A 22229-nucleotide genomic window follows, 5' to 3' on the forward strand; every position below is an offset into this window, starting at 1 on the left:
TTGTTACAGTTGATTTACCATAAATTGAGCATCATCGCCGTAGCTATCGGTACTATCTGACCTTACTGATTTAAAACCATATTTAGCCCAAAAGCTAGCCATACCTTGTACAGCGACTAAAGAAATTTTATCAATCCTTGAATCTTCAGCGTGAGTGATAACATTTTCCACCAGCGCTTGAGCGATTCCAGCACCACGAGCATCAGGATTAATGGCCAAATCATGAATGTACAAAGTGGATGCATCTTCCATCGAAACCACTTCATCACGTTCGGAAATATCTTGATTGATACAAGGTGGTACATCGCTTTCCCAGGGATGTGCAAGAACGTACCCAAGTACTTGATCTTCTTCATTCATGTAGACAAAGCACGTTTCAGGAGAAACATCTGATTTAATTTTTAAAATATCAATGTCTTCCGCTAGGCCATCACGATAAGCCACCTCTTGAATTTTCTCTATCTGAGGCCACACTTCATCGGGGATTTCGGTAATTTGGAGATCAATACTTTCAACTTGAGAAGGTTTATTTTTTTGGAAATTTTTAGAAAACTGATTCATAGATCTGGATACACCTAATATCTGTGTTCCGTCATCCTTAACTGATTGGAATGGATTCCGCGACAACGCGGAGGAAACGATATTATAACAAAATAAGACTCGTATATAAACCGCATATTTTTCATACAACTTTAAGATCTGAACAGCGTTAAATTCGCTCTAAAGCCAACAATTTCGAAGAGTTATATTTTTATTTTAATTGATTAAGATCGCTTAAAATCCATGCGCTATTGTGTTTCTCCAATCCAATGTGTGGATAATAATCAACCGCTTGAGGCGCAGATAACAAATTCAATTTACACCCCTCTTTTAATTGCTTAAAGGTTTCAATGATAAGTTGCTTACCAACACCACTTGTTTGTACATTTTCTGAAACGGCTAAATCAGAAAGATAACAACAATAATGAAAATCCGTCACCGAACGAGCAATCCCAATCAGCTCATCTTCAATCCAAGCTGTTACCATCAAGTTACTGTTATCAATCATACCTTGAATCGTTTCCATGTTATCTGTTGGACGACGTTCACCAAGCGTCGTTTGCTTTAATAATCTAATGAATTGTTGAGCGCTGATCGGGTAATTTAATTTATATTCAATAGACATAGGCTCACTCCTTCTATGGAACATTTATACAAATAAAGCCAGACCGTAGTCATCTGGCTTTTCACACAAAGTGGCTTCAATCAATAAAGCGAAATCATGATGCTTAGGAGGAATATACAAAATAACATCACAATGTAATTGCCCAGCCGATTCATGCCGATAATAAAGCGTGATTGCTGTGTTATTTGAATTTTTCAAACACAGTGCTTTTATTCGATAAACTTCCTGCTCAGCAAACAATGCATCCCCCAAGTTTTTACAATACCAGCTTTGCTCTATATTGGTTGCCGCCATTTCGTCCACCAAAAGATTAACACATTATTGATTAGCCGAAGTTTCAGCCTATTAACTCATTGCCAGAGACTTTGTTCTTAGAAAAAGCATCAATATTATGCAATGTTGTTTCAGCAATATTAGCAAGAGCTTCTTGAGTTAAGAAGGCTTGATGTCCTGTAAAAAGGACATTGTGGCATGCAGATAACCGGCGGAAAATATCATCGGTAATAATGTCATTCGATTTATCTTGGAAAAATAATTCCTTTTCATTATCGTAAACATCCAAACCAAGAGCGCCAATTTTTCCTGATTTCAATGCTTCAATCGCTTGCTGTGAGTCCAATAACCCGCCACGACTAGTGTTAATAATCATTACGCCGTCTTTCATTTTGCTGAAAGATTCTGCATTTAATAATCGGCGATTATTTTCAGTTAATGGGCAATGCAATGTAATCACGTCCGCTTGTTGGTATATCTCATCCAGCTCCACGTATTTTGCTCCAATATCAACCGCTGTATCACTTGGGTATGGGTCATAACCGGTGTTTGTCAAACTAGTTGTCGCGATCACTACGTTATGCACTCTCAGCCTTGACACTATTTTGTTCAGGGTTTAAGTACACTTCTTTTGGTAAATCCCAATTACGGATATTACCGCTCCAGCGCTCAGGGTGAGCATCTTTAGCACCTTGATAAACTTCTTTTCTATTAGCCAATATGTCACCCGCTAATCCTGAATGCCTTTGATGTGGGCTGACGTATTTGATGCCACTATGTTTGTGGTTAAAATTATACCAGTGGCTAAATTTCAACACCCAACTACGCGCCTCATCAATTGTTGAAAACCCTTTATACGGATAGTCAGGGCGATATTTACACGTTTTAAATATCGACTCAGCATAAGCATTATCATTGCTCACCCTAGGACGATTAAAAGACGACACGACACCTAAACTATAAAGTGTTTCAAGCATTGATGAGCCTTTCATTGGGCTTCCATTATCCGAATGCAGTACCAGAGGATTATCTTTAACTCCTTCTTTTAAATGAGCTTTCTTAATTAATATTGATGCATTTTCTGCTGATTCGTCATCATGAATTTCCCATCCAACAATCTTTCGACTAAATATATCGAGTATCAAATATAAATAAAAATGCAGCCCTTTAGCGGGGCCTGGTAACCAAGTAATATCCCAACACCACACTTGGTTTGGCCCTGTAGCACAGTGTGTCGTCGGTACTTTTCTCTCTTTTATCTGACTACGTCCGCGAGCGTTTTGCTGTTTTTCTTCATGAAGAACACGATAATATGTTGATTCAGAAGCAAGATAAATACCCTCATCTGCTAATGTAGGGACGATTTGGCTTGGTGGTAAGCTCTTAAAATCATCGCTATTAACGATGGCTAATATGTTATCTCTCTCTGCTTTTGATAGCTTATTTTTTGGCTCAGGGCGCTGAGATATTGGTCTACCATCTGTTTTTATGTTCCCGTCAACAGTCCAACGTTGATACGTCCGGACACTGATCCCAAGTTCACGGCAAGCTTTAAACTTTGGCGCACCAGAACTCACAGCTTCATTAACTAGTTTAACTGCTTGAATGCGAGCTGAGTCGAGGATCATTCGTCCTCGGCTTCCCCCCAGATCGCATTTGCTTTTTTTCTTAACACCAATAGTGCTGCGGTTTCAGCGAGTGCCTTATCTTTTCGACGTAGCTCCTTTTCTAATTGATTGATCTGTTTTTTATCTTTCTTTGTTTCGGTGGAGAAGGCTTTTTCTTGCTCTTTAACGTTAGCGTTTGCATCTATACACGCATTTCGCCAAGCCGATACTTGTTCCACATAAAGACCTTTGCCTCGGCAATATTCCGCTAACTCAGCTTGATTTAAAGAGGCTGTTTCCAACACGACTGAGAATTTATTTGCTGATGACCACTGCTCAGCATTCTTTCCATCACCTGGCACTAAATGCCCCTTATCAATTGCTTGTTTTCGCCAATTATACAAGGTTGATTCACCAATCCCCATCTCGATTGATAATTGGGCTATTGCTATATTATTTGGAGGCATCATCTTCTGAAGAGCCGACTCTTTGCTTTGCGCTGAATAATGTTTCATTGTTACTCCACGCCCTCTGTTTAATGGTTGAATATTAAGCGCGACAACTAGTCTGACAGAGAGGGTAACATAAAATATTCATGCCCAATCCTTTTAGAATTCTCATCGTGGCTAAGCCAATTTTTCCAGAACCAATGACCCCTACGGTCTTACCGTAAAAGTTAAATCCCGTTAGACCTTCAAGTGAAAAGTTTGCATCACGCGTTCTTTGGTAAGCTTTATGAAAACGACGGTTTAAACACATCATCAAACCTACAGCATGTTCTGCAATCGCTTCCGGTGAATAGGCTGGCACTCTTACCACTTGGATACCTAGCTCTTTTGCCGCCTCCAAATCAACGCGGTCAAAGCCAGCGCAGCGCATCGCAATTAACTTAGTACCTTGACCAGCCAATTTTTCTAACACAGGGCGGCCTAATTCATCGTTTACAAAAGCGCATATGACTTGTGAATCGCTCGCTATTGGCGCGGTTTTGAGATCAAGTTGAAAATTATAGAAATGACAATCAAATCCATACCGTTCATTTGCTTGAATAAATGACGCTTCGTCATAAGACTTAGTGCTGAACATCGAAATTTTCATTTGTGACCCTTTACTTTAAAAATAGCAATACGACACATTACCCTCAGTAATTAATGTGCTTCAAGTAATTATTGACGTAAATCACTTTTTCTTACTTATATGGTGCATTTTACGCCAAAAACTTTTATGAGACTCCTTTAAAGTCAGGCGATAAAAATACAATAAGCCAGCAATCGCTGGCTTATTGTTTATTTTAAATCTCTATCTATACCCAAGTGACGGCAATATGTAGAATTTAGATAGATCTAAATAAAGACGCGTGACACATCAATCCTGAGCCAATCTTTCGACATGCCACGCGTTCATTCTTTTCATCGACATTATAGAAAGCAAAATGATTGCCCCCCCACCCATGACAGTGATCACAGCAAATGGCGCAGTCAATGAGGTTTGCTGAATTAAACCGGCAAGTAACGAAGCGCCACTCATCTGAATAAATCCAAGCATTGCTGCCGCGGTGCCTGCTCGTTCACCAAATGCAGAAAGCGCCATACTGGTCGCAGGGCCAAGCAATAAAGCAAAACCGATACAAAGTAATGCCATTGGCAGCATAAAGCCGACTGCGGCGGCCATTCCCATTTGAGAGCCGATTTCTTGGGCTAAAAATTGCATTGCTGCTGATCCAACTAGTAACGATAACGCAAGAATAACGGTTGGGCGATTACCTAACTTTTTGATCACCCAAGGTGCGCCAAAACATGCGGCAATATTGATAATGGCGTTAATCCCAAACAAACCACTAAAAACCAATTCAGACACACCTAATTGACCAATTAACCATACTGGCGCATAAGAAACATACGTTAAAATCGCGCCCATACCGGTCATACAACAAACCGCATAAAATAAGAAATGGCGTTCTGTTAATACCGGTTTATATCGAGCCCAACGATATAACGCCCCTTCACTTACCGTATTAACCGGACGTGTTTCAGGAAATTTCCACAATACAATAACCAGCATGATCAAGCCGTACAGCATCATAAAGGCAAAGGTTGAACGCCAACCAAAATACAATGCTAATACGCCGCCTAAGGTTGGAGCCAAAGCGGGAACCACACAGATCACACCATTCAAATAGCTATAAATTTTTGCGCCATCTTTAACCGAGTAACAATCACGCACCGCGCTAAAGACCACAATAGAGGTTGAACACGCCGCTAAACCTTGTAGCACTCGCGCCACTTGTAATAATTCAAACTCTTTTGATACCACCGCCAATAAACTGCTTAGGATATACAAAACCAGACCAAACAAAGCAACCGGGCGACGGCCAAATCGATCCGCCAATGGCCCAATAATGACTTGTCCTAATCCCATCGCAAATAAGAACAAAATCAAAGTAGATTGCACTTGGCTATTAGAAACCGAGAAATCTTGCGCCATGGTAGGTAAAGACGGTAAATAAATATCAATTGCCAATGGGCTAAGCAGCACCATCGACATCAAAATAAATAACAAATTACGTTGCATATAATTCTCAAAGTGGGAATAAAAAAAAAAAAATCAAGTGCGATATTTTAATGCTTAGATGATATGAACAGAAATGGTATAATTTCGGAAATCAATTTCCAATAAGGAATATCAGGTGAATTTAGATAAACTGGCTCGTATCGATCTCAATTTGCTTGTGATCTTACAAGTTTTACTCGAAGAACAAAGCGTCACGCGTGCAGCTTATCGCTTAAATCTAAGCCAATCAGCATTAAGTAAGAGCTTAAATCGCTTACGTGAAACACTTGATGACCCGCTGTTTCAGCGAACCTCTCATGGTCTAAAGCCTACAGCACATGCAATGGCGTTATCAAAACTACTGCCAAATGCACTGCAAGATTTATATCAATTAACTTTACCGCCCATTTTTGACCCTGCGACCAGCAGCCGAAAATTTACCTTTTCAATGGTAGAAAGTGCTTACGAAACCTTGATCCCTTCTTTTATTGGTTCGCTTTTACAACAAGCTCCCAGTATTAAGCTCGATTCTTACTTATGGACGGGGCAATCTTTTCACGATCTTCAACAAGGGCAAATTGACTTTGGCATTGCAGGGCGAGATTTACATCCCCAAACGGGTTTAGATAATAACAAGCCACCAGAAGGATTAGTTCAGCATACTTTGTACGAAGATAAGCAAGTGTGTTTAGTGCGAAACGATCACCCTATTTTGCAAGCGGTGAAACAAAAAGATTGGACACTAGAACGTTATTTAAGTATGGCGCACGTGCAAGTTCGATGCGAAGGAAAAGAATGGTGGGCACTCGATTATCATTTAGCGGATCGTGGGCATCATCGTAATATCAGTGCAACCGTCCCCGATTTTTATGGCGCGGCGAGCGTATGTGCGCATACCGATTTGATTTTCACCTTGCCATCAAGTTTTGCCAGTCATGCCCTCAAACTTTACCCTTTAACTCAGCTCATTTTGCCTTTTGAATTTTTGCCAATGGCGTATGTCTTGCTATGGCACGAACGTAATAATCAAGACAAAGGCCATCAATGGATGAGAGAAACTATAAGTCTGAGTGTAAAAAAAGCCATCACTTAAACGAATATTATTATACGTGTATTTACCTTCGATGGTCGTCACAGCGCTGCCAATCAATTTCACTCTACCATTAGACCTAAGAATTCCTGAATTCAAGTATTAAGTGCAATTAACTAACACTCGTGAATCTCAGCCTATCTTAATACAAAAAGAGCTATGCCAATCTATCGGCATAGCTCTTTTGGATACAATACTGAAGCTTCAAAACGTAGGCTGATTTATGGCACGCCGTGGCCTTTAGATGCACACCAAACTCGGAACCATTGCTCACGGGTCAGTTCAATACTCAATGCATCGATTGCCGCTTTTACACGTTCAATCTTGCCTGAACCTATGATCGGTAAAGGTTTTGATGGCAAACGACGCACCCAAGCATAAATGACTTGATCAATACTTTGTGCGCCCACTTCTTTGGCAATGGCTTCTAATTCATCACGAACGCGAACATGCTGATCTTCTAAGCCATTAAAAATATCACCACCAGCAAGGCAAGACCACGCCATTGGTTTCACACGTAATTGCTGCAGCAGATCTAACGTGCCATCATGTGATACTTCAAAATTTAGTGGATTAATTTCAACTTGATTAGTGACTAATGGCGCATCTAGACGAGATTGCAATAATTCAAACTGACGAGGAGAAAAATTAGACACACCAAAGTGTTTCACTTTACCCGCTTGTTTTAACTCTGAGAATGCTTCTGCTACTTCATCAGCATCCATCAATGCATCTGGGCGATGGATTAAAAGCACATCCAAATCTTCTATTTGCAAACGTTTAAGCGAATTATTAACCGATTCAACAATGTGAGATTTACTAGTGTTGTAATGATTAACTTTCCAATCTGGGTTTTTATCACCGCACAATTTTATATCGCATTTACTCACGATCTCAATTTGATCTCGCATGCTCTTATCAATCGCTAAGCCTTCACCAAACAGCTGTTCACATTCGTAATATCCGTAAATATCTGCATGATCTACGGTTGTAACACCCAGTTCAACATGCTGCTTTAAAAAGGTGAGTCGCTCTTGTCGGCTCATTCCCCAATCACCTAAACGCCAGTAACCTTGAACCAATTCCGAAAATTCAGGCCCTTGCGGTGCAATTTGTACTTTTTTAATTGTCGTCATATTTCATTTCAGTCCAAAGACTGACTCCATAATGAATATTGAAAATCGATTACGTTAATCCTAGGGAGTTTTCTGGCTTGGCACAATCAATAAACCCCGAAAGATTACATTGCAAAAAAGAGGCTCACTAAAAATGGCTCGATATGACTTTATTTTGCAGTGTGGTGAAACCCATGAAAGCCAATATGTATACCGTGTTCCCAACGAGCATATCAAAACAATCGTGATAACAGTGTAAACTCATAACACTTTAATGAAATACCATTTCGATTCATTGCTAAAATAGCCTTCAACATGTTAGTCTAATTGGTATAACAACTTTGGCTCGATATATCATTTTTATTTAAACATTTATATCCAAAGTAATTACTGTAGGTCGTTATTTTCTAATATTTCACTTTAAGGGTCATACATGCAGTATTTAATTGATTTACCGTTTTCTCAGTGGCTTGGTTTTCTTAGCTTTGCACTTGGTATTTCAACTTTTTATCAAAAAGATGACCGTAAGCTGAAACTTGTTATGCTGATTTTCCAGTTCAACAATGTACTGCACTTTTATCTATTAGGATCGGATATTTCCGCCATCAGCACCCTGCTTTCTTTTCTGCGTACCGCAACGGCAATTAAGACCTCTTCAAAGTTAGTCGCTGCTGCCTTTGTTATCGTAAGTATTGCGCTTGGCTTATGGATTGCAGATGGGCCTTTGGATCTATTACCCATTCTAGGCTCTGTATTGGGAACGATTGCTGTTTTCCTATTAAAAGGAATTCAAATGAGGATCGCCTTTATTATTGGGGCAATATGCTGGCTGGCAAATAATATTATTGTGGGATCAATTGGCGGCTCATTACTAGAAGCGACCTTACTAACCGTGAATTTATTCACCATAATGCGCCTTTATCGTAATAATCAAAAAGTTGGTTTAAAGGCTGAGTGAGTAAATCACATATGATCGCTAAACATAAATTGTGCCTTTCATGTAAAGCGAACCAAAACCAGAAACAAGAACGCGCTCATTATCGATATTACAAAATAAAATCCCACCTCGCTTTGAAGCTTGATATGCAACTAAGTTAGATTTAGATAATAACTCAGCCCAATATGGAGCAAGCCCTGCATGAATTGAGCCAGTCACTGGATCTTCATCTCCGCCATTTGCGGGCCAAAAGTACCGAGAGATGAAATCATATTGCTCAGATTCTGCAGTCACAACGACATCAAATGGTGCTAATAATTTAAGATGCTCTGATTGGTATGTGATGGCTTTAACTTCATCTTCTGACGACATGACAGCAAAATAGGCTTGTCGATTTTTTAACACTTGTACTGGCTTATACGACAACCCCTTTAATAGCGATGGCGGAATATTTTCAATCACTTCGGGCCGCTGGTTAGGAAAACTCATTTCAATTCTCCCATCATTAAGCTGATTCACGAATAGTGAACCCACTTCTAAGGTGAAGAATTCGATCTCACCATCATTATTCAGAACATTAAATATGACGAAAGATGCTGCTAATGTCGCATGACCACAAAAATCGATTTCAGTTAAAGGCGAAAACCAACGAATCTCATATTTATTGGGTGTGAATTCTTTAATAAAAGCAGTTTCTGAAAGGTTGTTTTCCATGGCAATACTCTGCATTAATGCCGGTTCTAACCAATCATCTAATGGTATAACCGCAGCAGAGTTACCTTCAAACTGATGCTCGGTAAAAGCATCAACAACAAATATATCTAATTCCACAAGCTGAACTCCTTTTACTTTATAGTTATGTAATGATAATTCCGTGATGGAAAAACAAACACGATCCCATATTTTACTCAGCCAATTATAATTAACTTAATTCACCAGAACTAATTATGTACTGACAAAATAGATACATAATAGAGTTAACAGAAGTAAAACAAAAAGGCTATGCCAAACGACATAACCTTTTAAGTCAAAGCACTCACTTTGGGACAAACAATAAACACATAAAGTTTAGCTATTTATGATTCAGCAAATCCCATAAACCATTGATGTACATAATGCCAAGGGCGCGGTCGTATAAGCCGTAACCCGGTCTTGCCCACTTTTCTTCACCCCAAATATGACGACCGTGATCGGGGCGTACATAGCCTTGGTAATCGTATTGATGCAGTGATTTAACGATTTGAACAATATCCACCGAGCCATCACAAGCGCGGTGTGAGCTTTCAATAAAATCACCATTTTCAAAACGTTTCACATTACGGATGTGCATAAAGTGAATACGATCATGGTACGCATCAATAATTGCTGGAATATCGTTATCAATGGAGCCGAGTGAACCGGTACAAACGGTTAAACCATTATGCGGCCTATCGACCAATTTTAAGAAACGGCCAATATTTTCCTTATTAATGATAATGCGTGGCAAGCCAAAGATTGGGAAGGCTGGATCGTCTGGATGGATCGCCATTTTAATGTTGCACTCTTCCGCCACAGGAATAATTTGTTCAAGGAAGTATTGTAAGTTCTTCCATAAATCCTCGGCAGTAAAACCTTCATATTGCTTAAAGGTATTTTTTAAATTAGCAAGGCGTTCAGGCTCCCAACCCGGCATGGTGACATCGGTATTTTTTGAAATGGTTTCAATTAATTCAATCGGATCAATCTCATTGATTTTACTTTTTTCAAAGAACAGCGCGTTCGAGCCGTCTGGGAGCTTTTTATACAAATTAGTTCGTGTCCAATCAAACACTGGCATAAAGTTGTAACACACCACTTTTACACCAAACTTAGCGAGTACACGCAATGTTTGTTTGTAGTTTTCAATGTATTGATCACGAGTATCTAAACCCAATTTAATATCTTCATGCACATTCACACTTTCAACAACATCAATATTAAAACCAAACTCTTTGGCTTGTTTTTCAACTTCAGCAATACGTTCAGGCGACCATAATGCCCCTGCAGGCATATCATGCAATGACCAAACAACCCCTTCTACACCCGGAATTTGTTTGATCTGATCAAGAGTGATCTTATCGTTTCCTTCACCGTACCATCGAAAGGTCATCTTCATTGTTATCTTCCTCTGCTGAATTTACACAGCTTGAATAAATTGTTGAACACTGTGTTTTGCACCATATTGAATAAGGCGATTTAAGGCATCTATTAACTGCGCTTTAAATACACGGTTGTTGGCTAATTGCGTTGAAAATATTGCGTCTAATGCCAAAAATTCTTTCACTAAAGCGGAAACAGATTTACTGTGTTGTTGCCAAATCTGCGCAAACTTCCCACTTAATGGGTCTTTTACATCAATTGCATTGCCTTGCTCATCGACACCACTGACGTATTTCATCCATGCGGCCACTGCAAACACCAACCCTGAAATATCAATGTTATGTTCTAAACCATAAGAAATGGTTTGTAGAAATCGTTGCGGCAGTTTTTGTGAGCCGTCCATCGCGATTTGCCATGTGCGATGTTGCAGCGCGGTATTTTGATAACGCTCAATAAGCTGATCTTTATAAGCCTCAAGATCGATGCCTTCCACACTAACTGACGGACTAATTTCTTTATCCATTAAATAACGAATAAAAGTCTTAAAATTCGGATCTCTCATGGTTTCAGATACCGTTTGATAACCGGATAGATAGCCTAAATAAGCAATCGAGGAATGGGTTCCGTTGAGTAATCTCAGTTTCATGTTTTCAAATGGGATCACATCATCGGTCAACATAATATTGGCGATAGAAGTGCTCTCCCACGCTGGACGTTCGTTATTGAATTTATCTTCAATCACCCATTACAAGAAAGGTTCTGTGATCACGCAGCAATTATCTTGAACGCCTAGTTGCGTGGTGATTTTATCAATATCAGCAGTCGTCGTTTGCGGCACAATACGGTCGACCATGCTGCATGGGAAATGGATATTAGCATCAATCCATTGGCTCAACTCAGGGTCAAGTTGCTCGGCAAAATCCAATACCACGCGTTTTAGTACATGACCATTTTCAGGCAAGTTATCGCACGTTAATGGCGTAAACGGTGCAATACCGTTTTCTTTACGAGTTTTAATAGCTGACACTAAAAAACCAATCGCACTGTGTGGTTGACTAATATTGTGTAAGTCATGTTGAATAAGCGGATTATTCAAATCAAGATGCCCAGTGGATGGATGATGACAATAACCTTTTTCAGTAATGGTTAGAGACACCACTTTTACGTTCTCACTGGTCATATAACCGAGTATTTTTTCAACTTGATTACTAAATAGCACTTCTTGGATCGCGCCAATCACTTCAAGTTCAACGCGATCATCTTGCCCTACGGCTACTGTGTACAAATTATCTTGCGAAGCAAATTCACTTTCGATACCAGTTTCTGACCCAAACTTTCCCGCTGCACGCCAGTTATTCACGCCAACAATCTTCCAATTACCGCCATGCTCTTTCATCACGCGATTAGTAATTAACGCTTGGTGGGCACGGTGAAATGCACCAAAACCAAGGTGAACAATCCCCACATCTGCGGTATTAATTTGAGTGTTAGGCTTAATTTGTGCGTTTGCTTTATCAATGGTTTGTGTCGAAAGTACATTCATTTCTAGGCTCTTAAAAAAGGTATACCAATAAAAATCGAGGCATATACAGAAAGTCGTATATGCCTCTGTTCATTTATTATTGTGCTTGTTGGATTTCTTCTAACAAGTCGGCTAAGTCTGGGTTTTCTTTTTTGAATTTTTCGTAAACAGGTTTCACCGCCTCTTGGAACGCAGGGATATCACTATCGGTGAAAGTTACGTTTTGTTTTTTCAAATCAATTAATGATTTATCTACGTAAGCTTTCCAATTCGTTTTTTGTTGCTCAACCGTTTCTTTGGCAATTTTACGAATGGTTGCTTTTTGCTCATCCGTTAATGGGTTCCAAGTTGCAGTCGAAACCACTAACACATCTGGAACCATAGTGTGCATATCGTACGAGAAGAATTTTTTCACTTCATAATGACGAGAAGAGTAGTACGACGGAATATTATTTTCCGCTCCATCAACTACGCCTTGTTGAAGCGCTGAGTACAACTCACCATATGGTAGTGGCACAGCTGTTGCGCCTAGCGCTTTCATGGTATCAATTGAAATTGGCGAGTTTTGAACGCGAATTTTCATCCCTTTTAGATCGGACGGCTCTTTGATTGGTTTATCAGTGTAAAAACTACGTGCACCGGCATCAAGAAATGCAAGACCAATAAAACCGGATTTTTCAGAGGATGCTAGAATTTTATCGCCAATTGGGCCTTCTAATACTTTATCGTAGCTGGCTTTATCTTTAAATAAATAAGGCAGAGATAGAACGTTGTAGTCTGCTGCAAAAGTACTAAGTGGCGCCGCACTTACTTTCGTAAAAGCAATCGTGCCATTTTGCACCATTTGTAAAAGGTTAGTTTCATCTCCTAATGTCCCATTCGGGTACACTTTCACACGAATTTTAGTTTCTTTTTTCACTTCATCAGCAAACCAAGCCAATGATTTGTGCACTGGGTGTTCAGTTGGCAAAGCATGCGCTAGCTTTAATGTGGCGGCTTGTGCCTGAAATGTCATTGCTGAGGTCAGCACGACTGAAGCTAATAACGTTTTCATATTTTTCATGTAAATCGTCCTTTTTATTGTTAGTAACCTACAAATACCTGTAAGTTATTGTTGGTACCCAGCAAGGCGAGGTAACCAAAGTGATATCTCAGGGAAAATAGTAACGATGGCAAGCGTAATCACCATTATCCCAAATAGCGGTAGTAATTTAGGGACAACAGAACCCAGTTTGGTTTTAGAAACACTACAGCCAACGAATAATGCGGTGCCGACTGGTGGTGTACAGATTCCTATACATAAGTTAAACACTAAAATGATACCGAAATGAACAGGATCAATGCCTAACTGAACCGCGATAGGCAAGAAGATTGGGGTGAAAATTAAAACGGCTGGCGTCATATCCATAAAGGTGCCAACCACCAATAAGATGACATTCATAAGCAACATGATCATGATTGGATTTTCAGATGCCGCTAGTACAAAATCGGCGATAAAACCTGGAATATCGGCATTAGCCATCGACCAAGACATCACTGATGAAGTCGCTACCATAAGTAGAACAATCGAGGTAGTCACCACACTTTCAATGAGTAATGGCATCATGTCTTTCATTTTCAATTCTCGGTACACAATCCCAAGAATTAAGCTATAAACGACGGCAATCGCTGATGCTTCAGTTGCCGTGAATACACCACCCAAAATGCCTCCCATGATAATGATAACAAGACTTAAACTTGGCAGTGCATCTAATACGACTTTGCTTTTTTTTTCCGTAAATTCAATACGTTCCGCCGGAATGCCATAACGCTTACCAAACAAGAAGATACCGATCATTATCCCCAGTCCCATCAAGATCCCTGGAAGGTAACCGGCAATGAATAAGTACTGAACCGAGGTGGTACTCACTAGAGCATAAAGAATAAGAATATTGGATGGTGGAATAAGCAGACCGGTTGGGCAAGAGGCCACGTTTACCGCTGCGGAAAACTCTGGTGGATAATCATGCTTGTCTTGCAATGGTTTCATGATCCCCCCAACCGCAGCAGCCGAGGCCGCCGCCGAGCCAGATAATGACCCAAACATCATATTGGCAATAACGTTCACATGCGAAAGCGAACCCGGTAATTTTCCACCAAAAATCATTGCAAAATTAATCAATCGAGAAGCAAGTCCACCACGGTTCATTAAGTTACCAGCCACAATAAAAAAGGGCAGTGCCAATAAACCAAAGTTATCCAAGCCATTTGCAAATTTTTGCGAGCTTAACACCATCGCTTGATCAAGCGGAAAATCGAGGAAAATCGTCAATATCGCAGCAATACCAATAGAAAAAGCAATTGGTACACCAATTAATAAAAGTACACCTAATACACCAAATAAAACCGCCACAGGAATAAAGTCAAAGAACACATCAGGTGCGTTTGCTAAAAAATCCGCTGAAAATAATAGATCTAATAACGTCATGGTTATTGTCCTTGCACTTTATGATGAGACGATATATGAGAGATGATTAATTGACCGGTATCAATAATGCCGTAATACAAAATCAGCACACCAGAAATAGGCACAACTAAATAGACGTAGCCCATTTTTAAACTTTCACCAAAAAAGGTGATCCCTGGCGATATTTGTCCATGCTTTAATGTCGTGCTCACCATCTCTCCACCACCATAAACTAACGCCACTGCGGCAAATGCACAGATAATGAGGTTGATAACAATACCTAAGACCTTTCTACCTTTGTCATTCAATTTAGAAGACAGCATTTCTAATGCAAGATGTCGCTTAACTGAATAGGTGTATGCACCACCAAGAATCCCGATCCACATTAATAAATAACGAGAGAGTTCATCGGTATAACTGGCCGGATCTTGAAGAACAAAACGGGTAAATACTTGCCATACCACAGCAAGGATCATAATCATCATAAAAAACGCTAACAAAACCTCCAGCGCCTTTTTGAGATAGTTATTGAATTGATTGACAAACATACCACCCTCTTTAATTCTTCTTATATTTTTTATATTTCGCTGATATCGATAGTCTCTCTATACATGGAACCTATTTCACGAACAAAAGCTATCAGACATCTTAGTCATACTTACTATGCATTGGTATGACATCTAAAACAGAGCTAAAGATCAATGAAATTAAAATCAGTCGAATATATGTTGTTTTTTTTGAAGTGAATCACGGAAAATAAAGGGTTACATACGAGTGATGTAAAATAACTTATCTAATCTAGGCATGAGAATGGCGTAATAACGGTTCTTGCTCCATTCAATATTGGTATAACATAATTTCAAATTAGAAAAATGGGATAGCGAAGGGTAAGTTTAAAAAACAACGTAGAAGGTCTGAATAAAGCCCCTACTACGCCTAACGTAAAAGATTAAAGTCTTGTTGGGGTTAAATTGGCATGTATTAAGTTGGTATGTATAAAAGCCATCATAAAGAATTTATTTCAGTAAAGTGCTTTCTGAATACAAAAAGCGATCGTAATCTTCGGTACTGGCATCAAACAACATTTGTTTCGTTTGCTCTATATGCAACCATGCTTGATGCTTGGCATCTTCAGCATCGCCTTTCATCAAAGCTTTTAAAATCGCATCGTGATCATCACACCAACTTTTGATTTTGACTTCTTCAATATGCTCATGCAATTTTTTCCAATAAGGATTATTTTCACGATGATTACAAAGCTGCTCGGCAATGTGCACAATGGCTGAGTTTTGCGTACAACGAGCAAGCTGAACATGAAATTCTCTGTCCCAGTGAGAGTCCCTAGAATGGTCGTCGCTGCGCGCTTGATCTTGAATTTTCATCAAGGCCACTAAATCCTGCTTAGTAGCTTGAGTTGCAGCAAATTCAGCAATACTACTTTCAAATAATTGGCGAGCTTGAAGCAGCTCAAACGGACCACAGCTTTCCATTGGCGATGCTTCCTGCGGTAATGAAATAGACGGTTCTGTATTCATTACTCGAATTCCAGAACCTTTTCGGACTTCAACATATCCCTCAACTTCAAGCATAATCATTGCTTCTCGAACAACTGTACGGCTGACTTCCATCTGTTCAGATATCACTCGCTCCGGTGGTAACATATCCCCAACAGGGTAGCGATTCTTCTTAATATCCGATTTAAATTGAGCTGCAATTTTTTGATAAAGTTTTGTATTACTTTCCATAACCTATAGCCTTAAATATGTCATACCAATAAAGAGTAACATAGCCAAACCGTGATGTGCTAGATGAGAATCTATGAAAGTAGAATATACCTTCTTCATTCTTATATAGAACGCATTCTACAGACAAGAATATTTAAGCCCCTGATAATTTAACATAGACAAGAACATAATATTTTCTATTCGCGACATACTCCCTAAAAATTAGAAAGTTCCCACAAAATGACTTAATCGGATATTCAAAAGTGTGATCACACATGTTGTCATACCAATTAGCTCTTCGTATCATACCAGTAAATAATGATGCATTAGAGGCTTTCATGGCAAACTTTCTTACTGAAGATTTTTTATTACCTACAGATATAGCCAAAGAGCTTTATCATTCTGTGGCAGTTCATCAACCTATTATTGATTACCACTGTCATTTACCCCCAACACAAGTATCAGAAGATTATCGTTTTAAAAACTTAACCGATATCTGGCTACGAGGTGACCACTACAAATGGCGTGGCATGCGTACTAATGGTGTCGATGAGCGATTTTGTACTGGCGATGCATCAGATAAAGAAAAGTTCATGGCATGGGCGAAAACCGTTCCTCAAACAATTGGTAACCCCTTATTTCATTGGACACATTTAGAATTACGCCGCCCTTTTGGCATCACAAACACCATTTTGAATGAATCCACAGCCGAGAGTATTTGGCATCAGTGTAATGAAATGCTCGCGACTCCAGAATTCTCTGCCCGTAATATCATGAAAACCATGAATGTTCGTATGGTGGGCACCACCGACGACCCAATCGATGATCTTACGCCACACAAAACCGTGATGGAAGATACCAATTTTGATGTGCAAATGCGTCCAAGTTGGAGACCAGACAAAGCTTTTAATGCGAATGCATCAGATTATCTACAATACTTAGCAACATTAGGATCACTCACCGACATTAATATCACTCGTTTCCATCACCTCTGTGATGCGCTAGCCATGCGTTTAGATCATTTTGAAGCACACGGCTGCTGCATTTCCGATCATGCACTCGATACAGTAGTCTTCGAAACTGCAACCGAGAAAGAACTTGATGACATTTTAACAAAACGTTTGTCTGGTCAGTCGTTATCAGATATTGAAGCGGCACAAATGAAAACGGCAACCTTAATCTACCTCGGTAAGCAATATGCGCAACGTGGTTGGGTACAGCAATATCATATTGGTGCGCTGCGTAATAATAACCAACGAATGTTCAATATCATTGGTGCGGATGTCGGCTTCGATTCCATAAATGATTCATTAGTGGCCGCGCCTTTATCTAAATTGCTCAATGCGTTAGATATGGAAAATGCTCTACCTAAAACTATTTTATATTGCTTAAACCCACGCGATAATGAAGTCATTGCTACTATGTGCGGTAATTTCCAAGGCGGTGGTATTGCAGGAAAAATTCAATTTGGTTCTGGATGGTGGTTTAACGATCAAAAAGACGGCATGGTTCGTCAGTTAGAGCAACTTTCTCAGCTTGGTTTACTCAGTCGTTTTGTTGGTATGCTGACCGATAGCCGTAGCTTCTTATCATATACCCGACATGAATACTTCCGCCGTTTACTTTGTCGATTAATTGGACAATGGGTGGTTGATGGCGAAGCGCCGCACGACATGCCGCTGCTATCAAAAATGGTGGAAGACATTTGCTTTAATAATGCCAATCAGTATTTCAACCTGAATATTAAGAAATAATCTCACCAGAACACCAAATGAAGACTGCCGAACTGCCAGATAGTGATTGATTTACCCTATCGCGCAGCCTTCAAATTTCCCAGCTTGCCGATTTTCATATTATGGATATCTTTGGAGAAACAATGAAAACATGGATCCAAATTAACCCAAAAGACAATGTCATCATTGCCTTAACTGATTTACCTTCAGGAACCTTGATTACACTTCAAAATGGCCATGCATTCACTCTTCAAGAAGCCATCACTAAAGGTCATAAAGCCTCAATACAAGACTTAAAAATCGATGACCTTTTATGGAAGTATGGGGAATCATTTGGCCATGCAACGTCTGATATTAAAATGGGTTCGTGGGTTCATAGTCATAATAGCAAAACCAACTTAAATGATAAATTAGACTATCAATATCAACCGATAGATATACCATCTAAAGCATCTGTCGCGGATAATATTCCCGTCAATATCTATCGTCGTAGCAATGGTGAAATTGGTATTCGTAATGAATTATGGGTGATTCCGACTGTTGGTTGCGTTAACGGTATCGCCCAAACAATGGTTAATCAATTCTTGGTCAATAACCCACAACTCGATATTGATGGCGTATATGTTTTTCCTCATCAATTTGGTTGCTCACAACTGGGTGATGACCATATTACCACTCGTAATTTATTGCAAAGTATGGCCAAACATCCCAATGCGGGTGGTGTATTAATTTTGGGGTTAGGTTGTGAAAACAATCAGGTGCCCGCTTTTATGCAAGGCTTGGGTGACATTGATACTAAACGAATCCAGTTTTTGATTTCTCAAAAAGTCGATGATGAAATTGAAGCTGGAAAAGACATTATCCAAGAGATTTACGACACTATTCGTCATGACAAACGCGAAATCGGTACACTATCTGAAATCAATTTTGGTCTTGAATGTGGCGGCAGTGATGGATTATCCGGCATTACGGCTAACCCATTATTGGGACAGTTTTCTGATTATGTGATTGCCCAAGGCGGCACCACTGTGTTAACTGAAGTCCCTGAAATGTTTGGGGCGGAAACCTTATTAATGAAACGCGCCAAAGATGAACCCGTTTTTCATAAGATTGTGGCTATGATTAATGGATTCAAAGACTACTATCAACAACATAATCAACCTATTTACGAGAACCCCTCTCCCGGGAATAAAGATGGTGGAATCACAACTCTTGAAGATAAATCTCTCGGCTGTACCCAAAAATCTGGCACGAGCGCGGTTGTTGATGTTCTAGAGTACACGCAAAAACTGTCAGTTTCTGGACTGAACTTATTAAATGCCCCCGGAAATGATGCTATTGCTACTAGTGCACTTGCGGCATCGGGTTGTCACATGGTGCTCTTTTCAACCGGACGCGGAACCCCTTACGGTGGATTTGTACCAACAGTTAAAATTGCCACTAATACCGAATTATCAGAAAAGAAAAAACATTGGATTGATTTTAATGCTGGCCAATTAGTGTCTGGTGACGTACCAATGGAAACATTACTGACGCAATTTGTTCAAACATTGGTAAGAATTATTAATGGCGAACAAGCACGAAATGAGCGTAACGGAATACGTGAACTCGCTATTTGGAAAAGCGGCGTGACTTTGTAGCTAGTATTTGTTTTTAATAATCAGAATGTTATAAGCATAAATAAGCCCAGTGAGAATATTCAATAAAACAGACCTAACCAGTCTGTTTTTTTATTAGATATTGTTTGGCTTATTTTCATGCTCATAAAATAATGTACAAAAAAACAACACAAAACTTGATATACCTCACATTTACTGGTTTAATTGTGACATAAATCACACTAAATCTTAATTTGAGAGGCCAATATGTCTAGCACTACTATTATCCAAGAACCATCAAGTATTACGATCAATAAAAAACTCAAAAGTACGCTCACAACAGCAATGCATTTTACCTTACTCTATGGTACTGCATTTGCCTTTATCGGGCTCACGGCTTTCACATGGATTAATTTCTGATCACACTTAACAGGCGCACTAGATATACACAGAGCCTTTTAAATAAAGGATAACAATTTCCTTTTTTGCTTGTCCTGAAGGCAAAACTTAGGGACCTCATCTTTACTGACCCCTTCTTCTTTTACAATGTCGTCTGCCCATTCTTGATCTGATATTTCAGACTCTAAACCTTCTTGTTCTTCTTGTGCGGTTGGTACATATACAAGACGAGTAAACAGCGCAAAATGGTCAGAATCAATAGAAGGTAAACGTTGTATTGACTTTAAGGTAAAGTGATCACTGTGAAATAAGTGATCAAGTGGCCAACGTAAGAAAAAATAATCCGCATGAAACGTATTAAACATCCCCCTCCCTACACGTGGGTCTAATAAACCACTCACTTTTCGAAAGAGCCGAGTACTGGCAGACCAAGCAACATCATTAAGATCTCCGGTGACTATCACTGGTTGTTGGCTATCAGCTACGCTTCTACCAATAATAACAAGCTCTGCATCTCTTTCTGACGATTCAAGATTTTCAGTCGGGCTTGGCGGCGCTGGGTGTACAAAATGAGCTCGAATAGAATCTCCCATCGGCAAAATAATTTGAGTATGAATAGAAGGAATACCATCTTCAACTAAATACGATATGGTTGATTCATTAAGAGGCAGGCGGGAAAATACATGCATACCATATAAATTATCACGCGGACATTTTACGCTATAAGGCATCTCATTTTCTAATACGCTAAGCTGATCTTCCCACCATTGATCTGATTCCAGTGTCACTAAAACATCCGGCTTATGCTTTCTCACTAAATTAATTAATGCTTCAGCATTACGATTCGGCGTTAGGACATTAGAAGTCAGAATACTAATTTCTCGGTCAGGATCACTAACCTTGGTGGTTTTCACTTCTTTAGGCCACAGTAATGTATACGGTAATATCCACCATATTTGCCAAATAAAGCAAAAAGAAATGCTCACAACCAGCACCCAACTCGTCCATTGGGTAAAATTAAGAATGGAAAGATCAGCGATTAATATCAAAAAAGCTAACGTTGCGATCTGTAAGCGAGGAAAATCCATTGAGCGAACCATCCAATAAGAATGTCGCGACAAAGGAAGCAAACAAGCGAAAACGATCAACCCTGTCAGTAGTGCTATGGCATACACCATAATATTCCTATCCCTAATATTCTTTCTATTGTACTAATCAATAAATGAATTTAAAAACCTCATTTATCTCATTATTTTCAATGGCTTGACTATCTCATCAAGTCCTTCAATTTTTAAGGCCAAACAAAGCTTTAATAAATCACCTAACTCACCTTTAGGAAATTCAGCTTTATTCTGAAACCACAACAAGTATTCTTCAGGTAAATCGATCAACATACGCCCCGAATATTTTCCAAATGGCATTGGTGTTCTGGCAAGCTTAATTAAATTTTCTTTTTCTAACATTATATTCTCAATATCGTCTTCTGATAGCGCCTTCTCAGTAACGTCTTCTCAAACGTATGATCAGTCACACACCAACCGATAAGAAAACGCCTGCTCAAAGTCAGCAGGCGTTAATCAGTCCAGTAAACTTCATCAATCCAGTGAATATGGCATTAATGAACAGGACGGGCGTCGTCATCATTAAAATGACCAAAATGTTCTTCCAAGACTTCTGGCGTCAATTTGCCCTCAGCTTCGAGTTGCTTGAGTTTTGCAACGATTGCCTTTTGTTCTTCAATACTCGGTAATGGTGTTTCTGCCGCATCCGTCATTTCCACTGACATTTGTTCCAGTTCTTTTTCAATATCGTTGCTCATGATGTACTTCCTAAAAAATGAAACTTACAATAATTCTAACGACTTTAAGTCACAACTGCCAGAAAAGCAGAGCATGTCCACGGGAATATGAAATAAGATGCGCTCTCAGCAGACACATTTGATCGCAAAAATT

The 22229-nt window shown here is 39.5% G+C and carries 21 protein-coding genes and 2 pseudogenes; 4 read left to right on the plus strand and 19 right to left on the minus strand.

The window, feature by feature from the left end; all coding sequences use genetic code 11:
* Positions 1–3: 3 nt before the first annotated feature.
* From VCASEI_RS16415 to VCASEI_RS16445, 7 genes and pseudogenes are all read right to left on the minus strand, one after another.
* On the minus strand, positions 4–561 hold the full coding sequence (locus VCASEI_RS16415; RefSeq protein WP_086958717.1) for a GNAT family N-acetyltransferase: 558 nt from the start codon (positions 559–561) through the stop codon (positions 4–6).
* A gap of 190 nt (positions 562–751) precedes the next feature.
* A complete protein-coding gene (locus tag VCASEI_RS16420; protein ID WP_086958719.1) occupies positions 752–1165 on the minus strand; it encodes a GNAT family N-acetyltransferase in 414 nt (137 codons plus the stop codon).
* A 24-nt stretch (positions 1166–1189) separates the two neighbouring features.
* Positions 1190–1459 (minus strand): hypothetical protein, encoded by a 270-nt coding sequence (locus VCASEI_RS16425; RefSeq protein WP_086958721.1) that lies wholly within the window; start codon positions 1457–1459, stop codon positions 1190–1192.
* A 43-nt stretch (positions 1460–1502) separates the two neighbouring features.
* Positions 1503–1979: pseudogene (locus VCASEI_RS16430) on the minus strand (NAD(P)-dependent oxidoreductase); the annotation flags it as partial.
* Positions 1980–2016: 37 nt separating this feature from the next.
* A protein-coding gene (locus tag VCASEI_RS16435; RefSeq protein ID WP_110957763.1) for an IS3 family transposase occupies positions 2017–3560 on the minus strand; the annotation gives its coding sequence in 2 pieces (ribosomal slippage) (positions 2017–3095 and positions 3095–3560; 1545 coding nt in all).
* Between the two features lie 64 nt (positions 3561–3624).
* Positions 3625–4143, minus strand: a pseudogene (locus VCASEI_RS16440) (NAD(P)-dependent oxidoreductase); the annotation flags it as partial.
* A gap of 267 nt (positions 4144–4410) precedes the next feature.
* Positions 4411–5616 (minus strand): multidrug effflux MFS transporter, encoded by a 1206-nt coding sequence (locus VCASEI_RS16445; RefSeq protein ID WP_086958724.1) that lies wholly within the window; start codon positions 5614–5616, stop codon positions 4411–4413.
* A gap of 115 nt (positions 5617–5731) precedes the next feature.
* Here VCASEI_RS16445 and VCASEI_RS16450 point away from each other — a divergent pair, with 115 nt between their 5' ends.
* Complete coding sequence (locus tag VCASEI_RS16450) at positions 5732–6688, plus strand: LysR family transcriptional regulator (protein ID WP_086958726.1); 957 nt, start codon at positions 5732–5734, stop codon at positions 6686–6688.
* Between the two features lie 218 nt (positions 6689–6906).
* On the opposite strand, the gene VCASEI_RS16455 is transcribed toward VCASEI_RS16450, so the two are convergent.
* Complete coding sequence (locus VCASEI_RS16455) at positions 6907–7821, minus strand: aldo/keto reductase (RefSeq protein ID WP_086958728.1); 915 nt, start codon at positions 7819–7821, stop codon at positions 6907–6909.
* Positions 7822–8233: 412 nt separating this feature from the next.
* On the opposite strand from VCASEI_RS16455, the gene VCASEI_RS16460 reads away from it, so the two are divergent.
* Positions 8234–8758: a YgjV family protein gene (locus VCASEI_RS16460; RefSeq protein ID WP_086958730.1), complete on the plus strand. Its 525-nt coding sequence runs from the start codon at positions 8234–8236 to the stop codon at positions 8756–8758.
* 18 nt (positions 8759–8776) lie between these two features.
* Here VCASEI_RS16460 and VCASEI_RS16465 read toward each other — a convergent pair whose 3' ends face one another.
* The 8 genes from VCASEI_RS16465 to VCASEI_RS16500 form a co-directional block, all read right to left on the minus strand.
* A complete protein-coding gene (locus tag VCASEI_RS16465; protein ID WP_086958732.1) occupies positions 8777–9568 on the minus strand; it encodes a PhzF family phenazine biosynthesis protein in 792 nt (263 codons plus the stop codon).
* Positions 9569–9809: 241 nt separating this feature from the next.
* A complete protein-coding gene (gene uxuA / locus VCASEI_RS16470; protein ID WP_086958734.1) occupies positions 9810–10871 on the minus strand; it encodes a mannonate dehydratase in 1062 nt (353 codons plus the stop codon).
* A 21-nt stretch (positions 10872–10892) separates the two neighbouring features.
* Positions 10893–11597: a mannitol dehydrogenase family protein gene (locus VCASEI_RS19895; protein ID WP_089111137.1), complete on the minus strand. Its 705-nt coding sequence runs from the start codon at positions 11595–11597 to the stop codon at positions 10893–10895.
* A gap of 3 nt (positions 11598–11600) precedes the next feature.
* Positions 11601–12398, minus strand: a complete 798-nt coding sequence (locus VCASEI_RS19900; RefSeq protein WP_089111138.1) for a mannitol dehydrogenase family protein — start codon at positions 12396–12398, stop codon at positions 11601–11603.
* 76 nt (positions 12399–12474) lie between these two features.
* Positions 12475–13440: a TRAP transporter substrate-binding protein gene (locus VCASEI_RS16485; protein WP_086958738.1), complete on the minus strand. Its 966-nt coding sequence runs from the start codon at positions 13438–13440 to the stop codon at positions 12475–12477.
* 45 nt (positions 13441–13485) lie between these two features.
* The gene (locus tag VCASEI_RS16490) at positions 13486–14844 is read right to left on the minus strand and encodes a TRAP transporter large permease (protein ID WP_086958740.1); all 1359 of its coding nucleotides are present in this window, start codon (positions 14842–14844) and stop codon (positions 13486–13488) included.
* Positions 14845–14846: 2 nt separating this feature from the next.
* The gene (locus VCASEI_RS16495; protein ID WP_226983307.1) at positions 14847–15371 is read right to left on the minus strand and encodes a TRAP transporter small permease; all 525 of its coding nucleotides are present in this window, start codon (positions 15369–15371) and stop codon (positions 14847–14849) included.
* Between the two features lie 468 nt (positions 15372–15839).
* Positions 15840–16568: a GntR family transcriptional regulator gene (locus VCASEI_RS16500; protein ID WP_086958742.1), complete on the minus strand. Its 729-nt coding sequence runs from the start codon at positions 16566–16568 to the stop codon at positions 15840–15842.
* 317 nt (positions 16569–16885) lie between these two features.
* Between VCASEI_RS16500 and uxaC the strand changes: the two genes are divergently transcribed.
* Complete coding sequence (gene uxaC, locus VCASEI_RS16505) at positions 16886–18301, plus strand: glucuronate isomerase (RefSeq protein ID WP_086958976.1); 1416 nt, start codon at positions 16886–16888, stop codon at positions 18299–18301.
* Positions 18302–18423: 122 nt separating this feature from the next.
* A complete protein-coding gene (locus tag VCASEI_RS16510) occupies positions 18424–19920 on the plus strand; it encodes a UxaA family hydrolase (protein ID WP_086958744.1) in 1497 nt (498 codons plus the stop codon).
* A gap of 416 nt (positions 19921–20336) precedes the next feature.
* On the opposite strand, the gene VCASEI_RS16515 is transcribed toward VCASEI_RS16510, so the two are convergent.
* From VCASEI_RS16515 to VCASEI_RS16525, 3 genes are all read right to left on the minus strand, one after another.
* Positions 20337–21455, minus strand: a complete 1119-nt coding sequence (locus tag VCASEI_RS16515; protein WP_086958746.1) for an endonuclease/exonuclease/phosphatase family protein — start codon at positions 21453–21455, stop codon at positions 20337–20339.
* A 63-nt stretch (positions 21456–21518) separates the two neighbouring features.
* The gene (locus VCASEI_RS16520) at positions 21519–21740 is read right to left on the minus strand and encodes a DUF3820 family protein (protein WP_086958750.1); all 222 of its coding nucleotides are present in this window, start codon (positions 21738–21740) and stop codon (positions 21519–21521) included.
* 152 nt (positions 21741–21892) lie between these two features.
* A complete protein-coding gene (locus VCASEI_RS16525; protein WP_086958752.1) occupies positions 21893–22096 on the minus strand; it encodes a chromosome partitioning protein ParA in 204 nt (67 codons plus the stop codon).
* Positions 22097–22229 lie beyond the last annotated feature (133 nt).

The organism is Vibrio casei (assembly GCF_002218025.2).
GTDB lineage: Bacteria > Pseudomonadota > Gammaproteobacteria > Enterobacterales > Vibrionaceae > Vibrio > Vibrio casei.

Excerpts from the sequence above, each read along its gene's own strand:
- VCASEI_RS16415 (WP_086958717.1), bottom strand. The coding sequence starts at position 561 with ATGAATCAGTTTTCTAAAAATTTCCAAAAAAATAAACCTTCTCAAGTT.
- VCASEI_RS16420 (WP_086958719.1), bottom strand. The coding sequence starts at position 1,165 with ATGTCTATTGAATATAAATTAAATTACCCGATCAGCGCTCAACAATTC.
- VCASEI_RS16425 (WP_086958721.1), bottom strand. The coding sequence starts at position 1,459 with ATGGCGGCAACCAATATAGAGCAAAGCTGGTATTGTAAAAACTTGGGG.
- VCASEI_RS16445 (WP_086958724.1), bottom strand. The coding sequence starts at position 5,616 with ATGCAACGTAATTTGTTATTTATTTTGATGTCGATGGTGCTGCTTAGC.
- VCASEI_RS16455 (WP_086958728.1), bottom strand. The coding sequence starts at position 7,821 with ATGACGACAATTAAAAAAGTACAAATTGCACCGCAAGGGCCTGAATTT.
- VCASEI_RS16460 (WP_086958730.1), top strand. The coding sequence starts at position 8,234 with ATGCAGTATTTAATTGATTTACCGTTTTCTCAGTGGCTTGGTTTTCTT.
- uxuA (WP_086958734.1), bottom strand. The coding sequence starts at position 10,871 with ATGAAGATGACCTTTCGATGGTACGGTGAAGGAAACGATAAGATCACT.
- VCASEI_RS19900 (WP_089111138.1), bottom strand. The coding sequence starts at position 12,398 with ATGAATGTACTTTCGACACAAACCATTGATAAAGCAAACGCACAAATT.
- VCASEI_RS16485 (WP_086958738.1), bottom strand. The coding sequence starts at position 13,440 with ATGAAAAATATGAAAACGTTATTAGCTTCAGTCGTGCTGACCTCAGCA.
- VCASEI_RS16490 (WP_086958740.1), bottom strand. The coding sequence starts at position 14,844 with ATGACGTTATTAGATCTATTATTTTCAGCGGATTTTTTAGCAAACGCA.
- VCASEI_RS16495 (WP_226983307.1), bottom strand. The coding sequence starts at position 15,371 with ATGTTTGTCAATCAATTCAATAACTATCTCAAAAAGGCGCTGGAGGTT.
- VCASEI_RS16500 (WP_086958742.1), bottom strand. The coding sequence starts at position 16,568 with ATGGAAAGTAATACAAAACTTTATCAAAAAATTGCAGCTCAATTTAAA.
- uxaC (WP_086958976.1), top strand. The coding sequence starts at position 16,886 with ATGGCAAACTTTCTTACTGAAGATTTTTTATTACCTACAGATATAGCC.
- VCASEI_RS16510 (WP_086958744.1), top strand. The coding sequence starts at position 18,424 with ATGAAAACATGGATCCAAATTAACCCAAAAGACAATGTCATCATTGCC.
- VCASEI_RS16515 (WP_086958746.1), bottom strand. The coding sequence starts at position 21,455 with ATGGTGTATGCCATAGCACTACTGACAGGGTTGATCGTTTTCGCTTGT.
- VCASEI_RS16520 (WP_086958750.1), bottom strand. The coding sequence starts at position 21,740 with ATGTTAGAAAAAGAAAATTTAATTAAGCTTGCCAGAACACCAATGCCA.
- VCASEI_RS16525 (WP_086958752.1), bottom strand. The coding sequence starts at position 22,096 with ATGAGCAACGATATTGAAAAAGAACTGGAACAAATGTCAGTGGAAATG.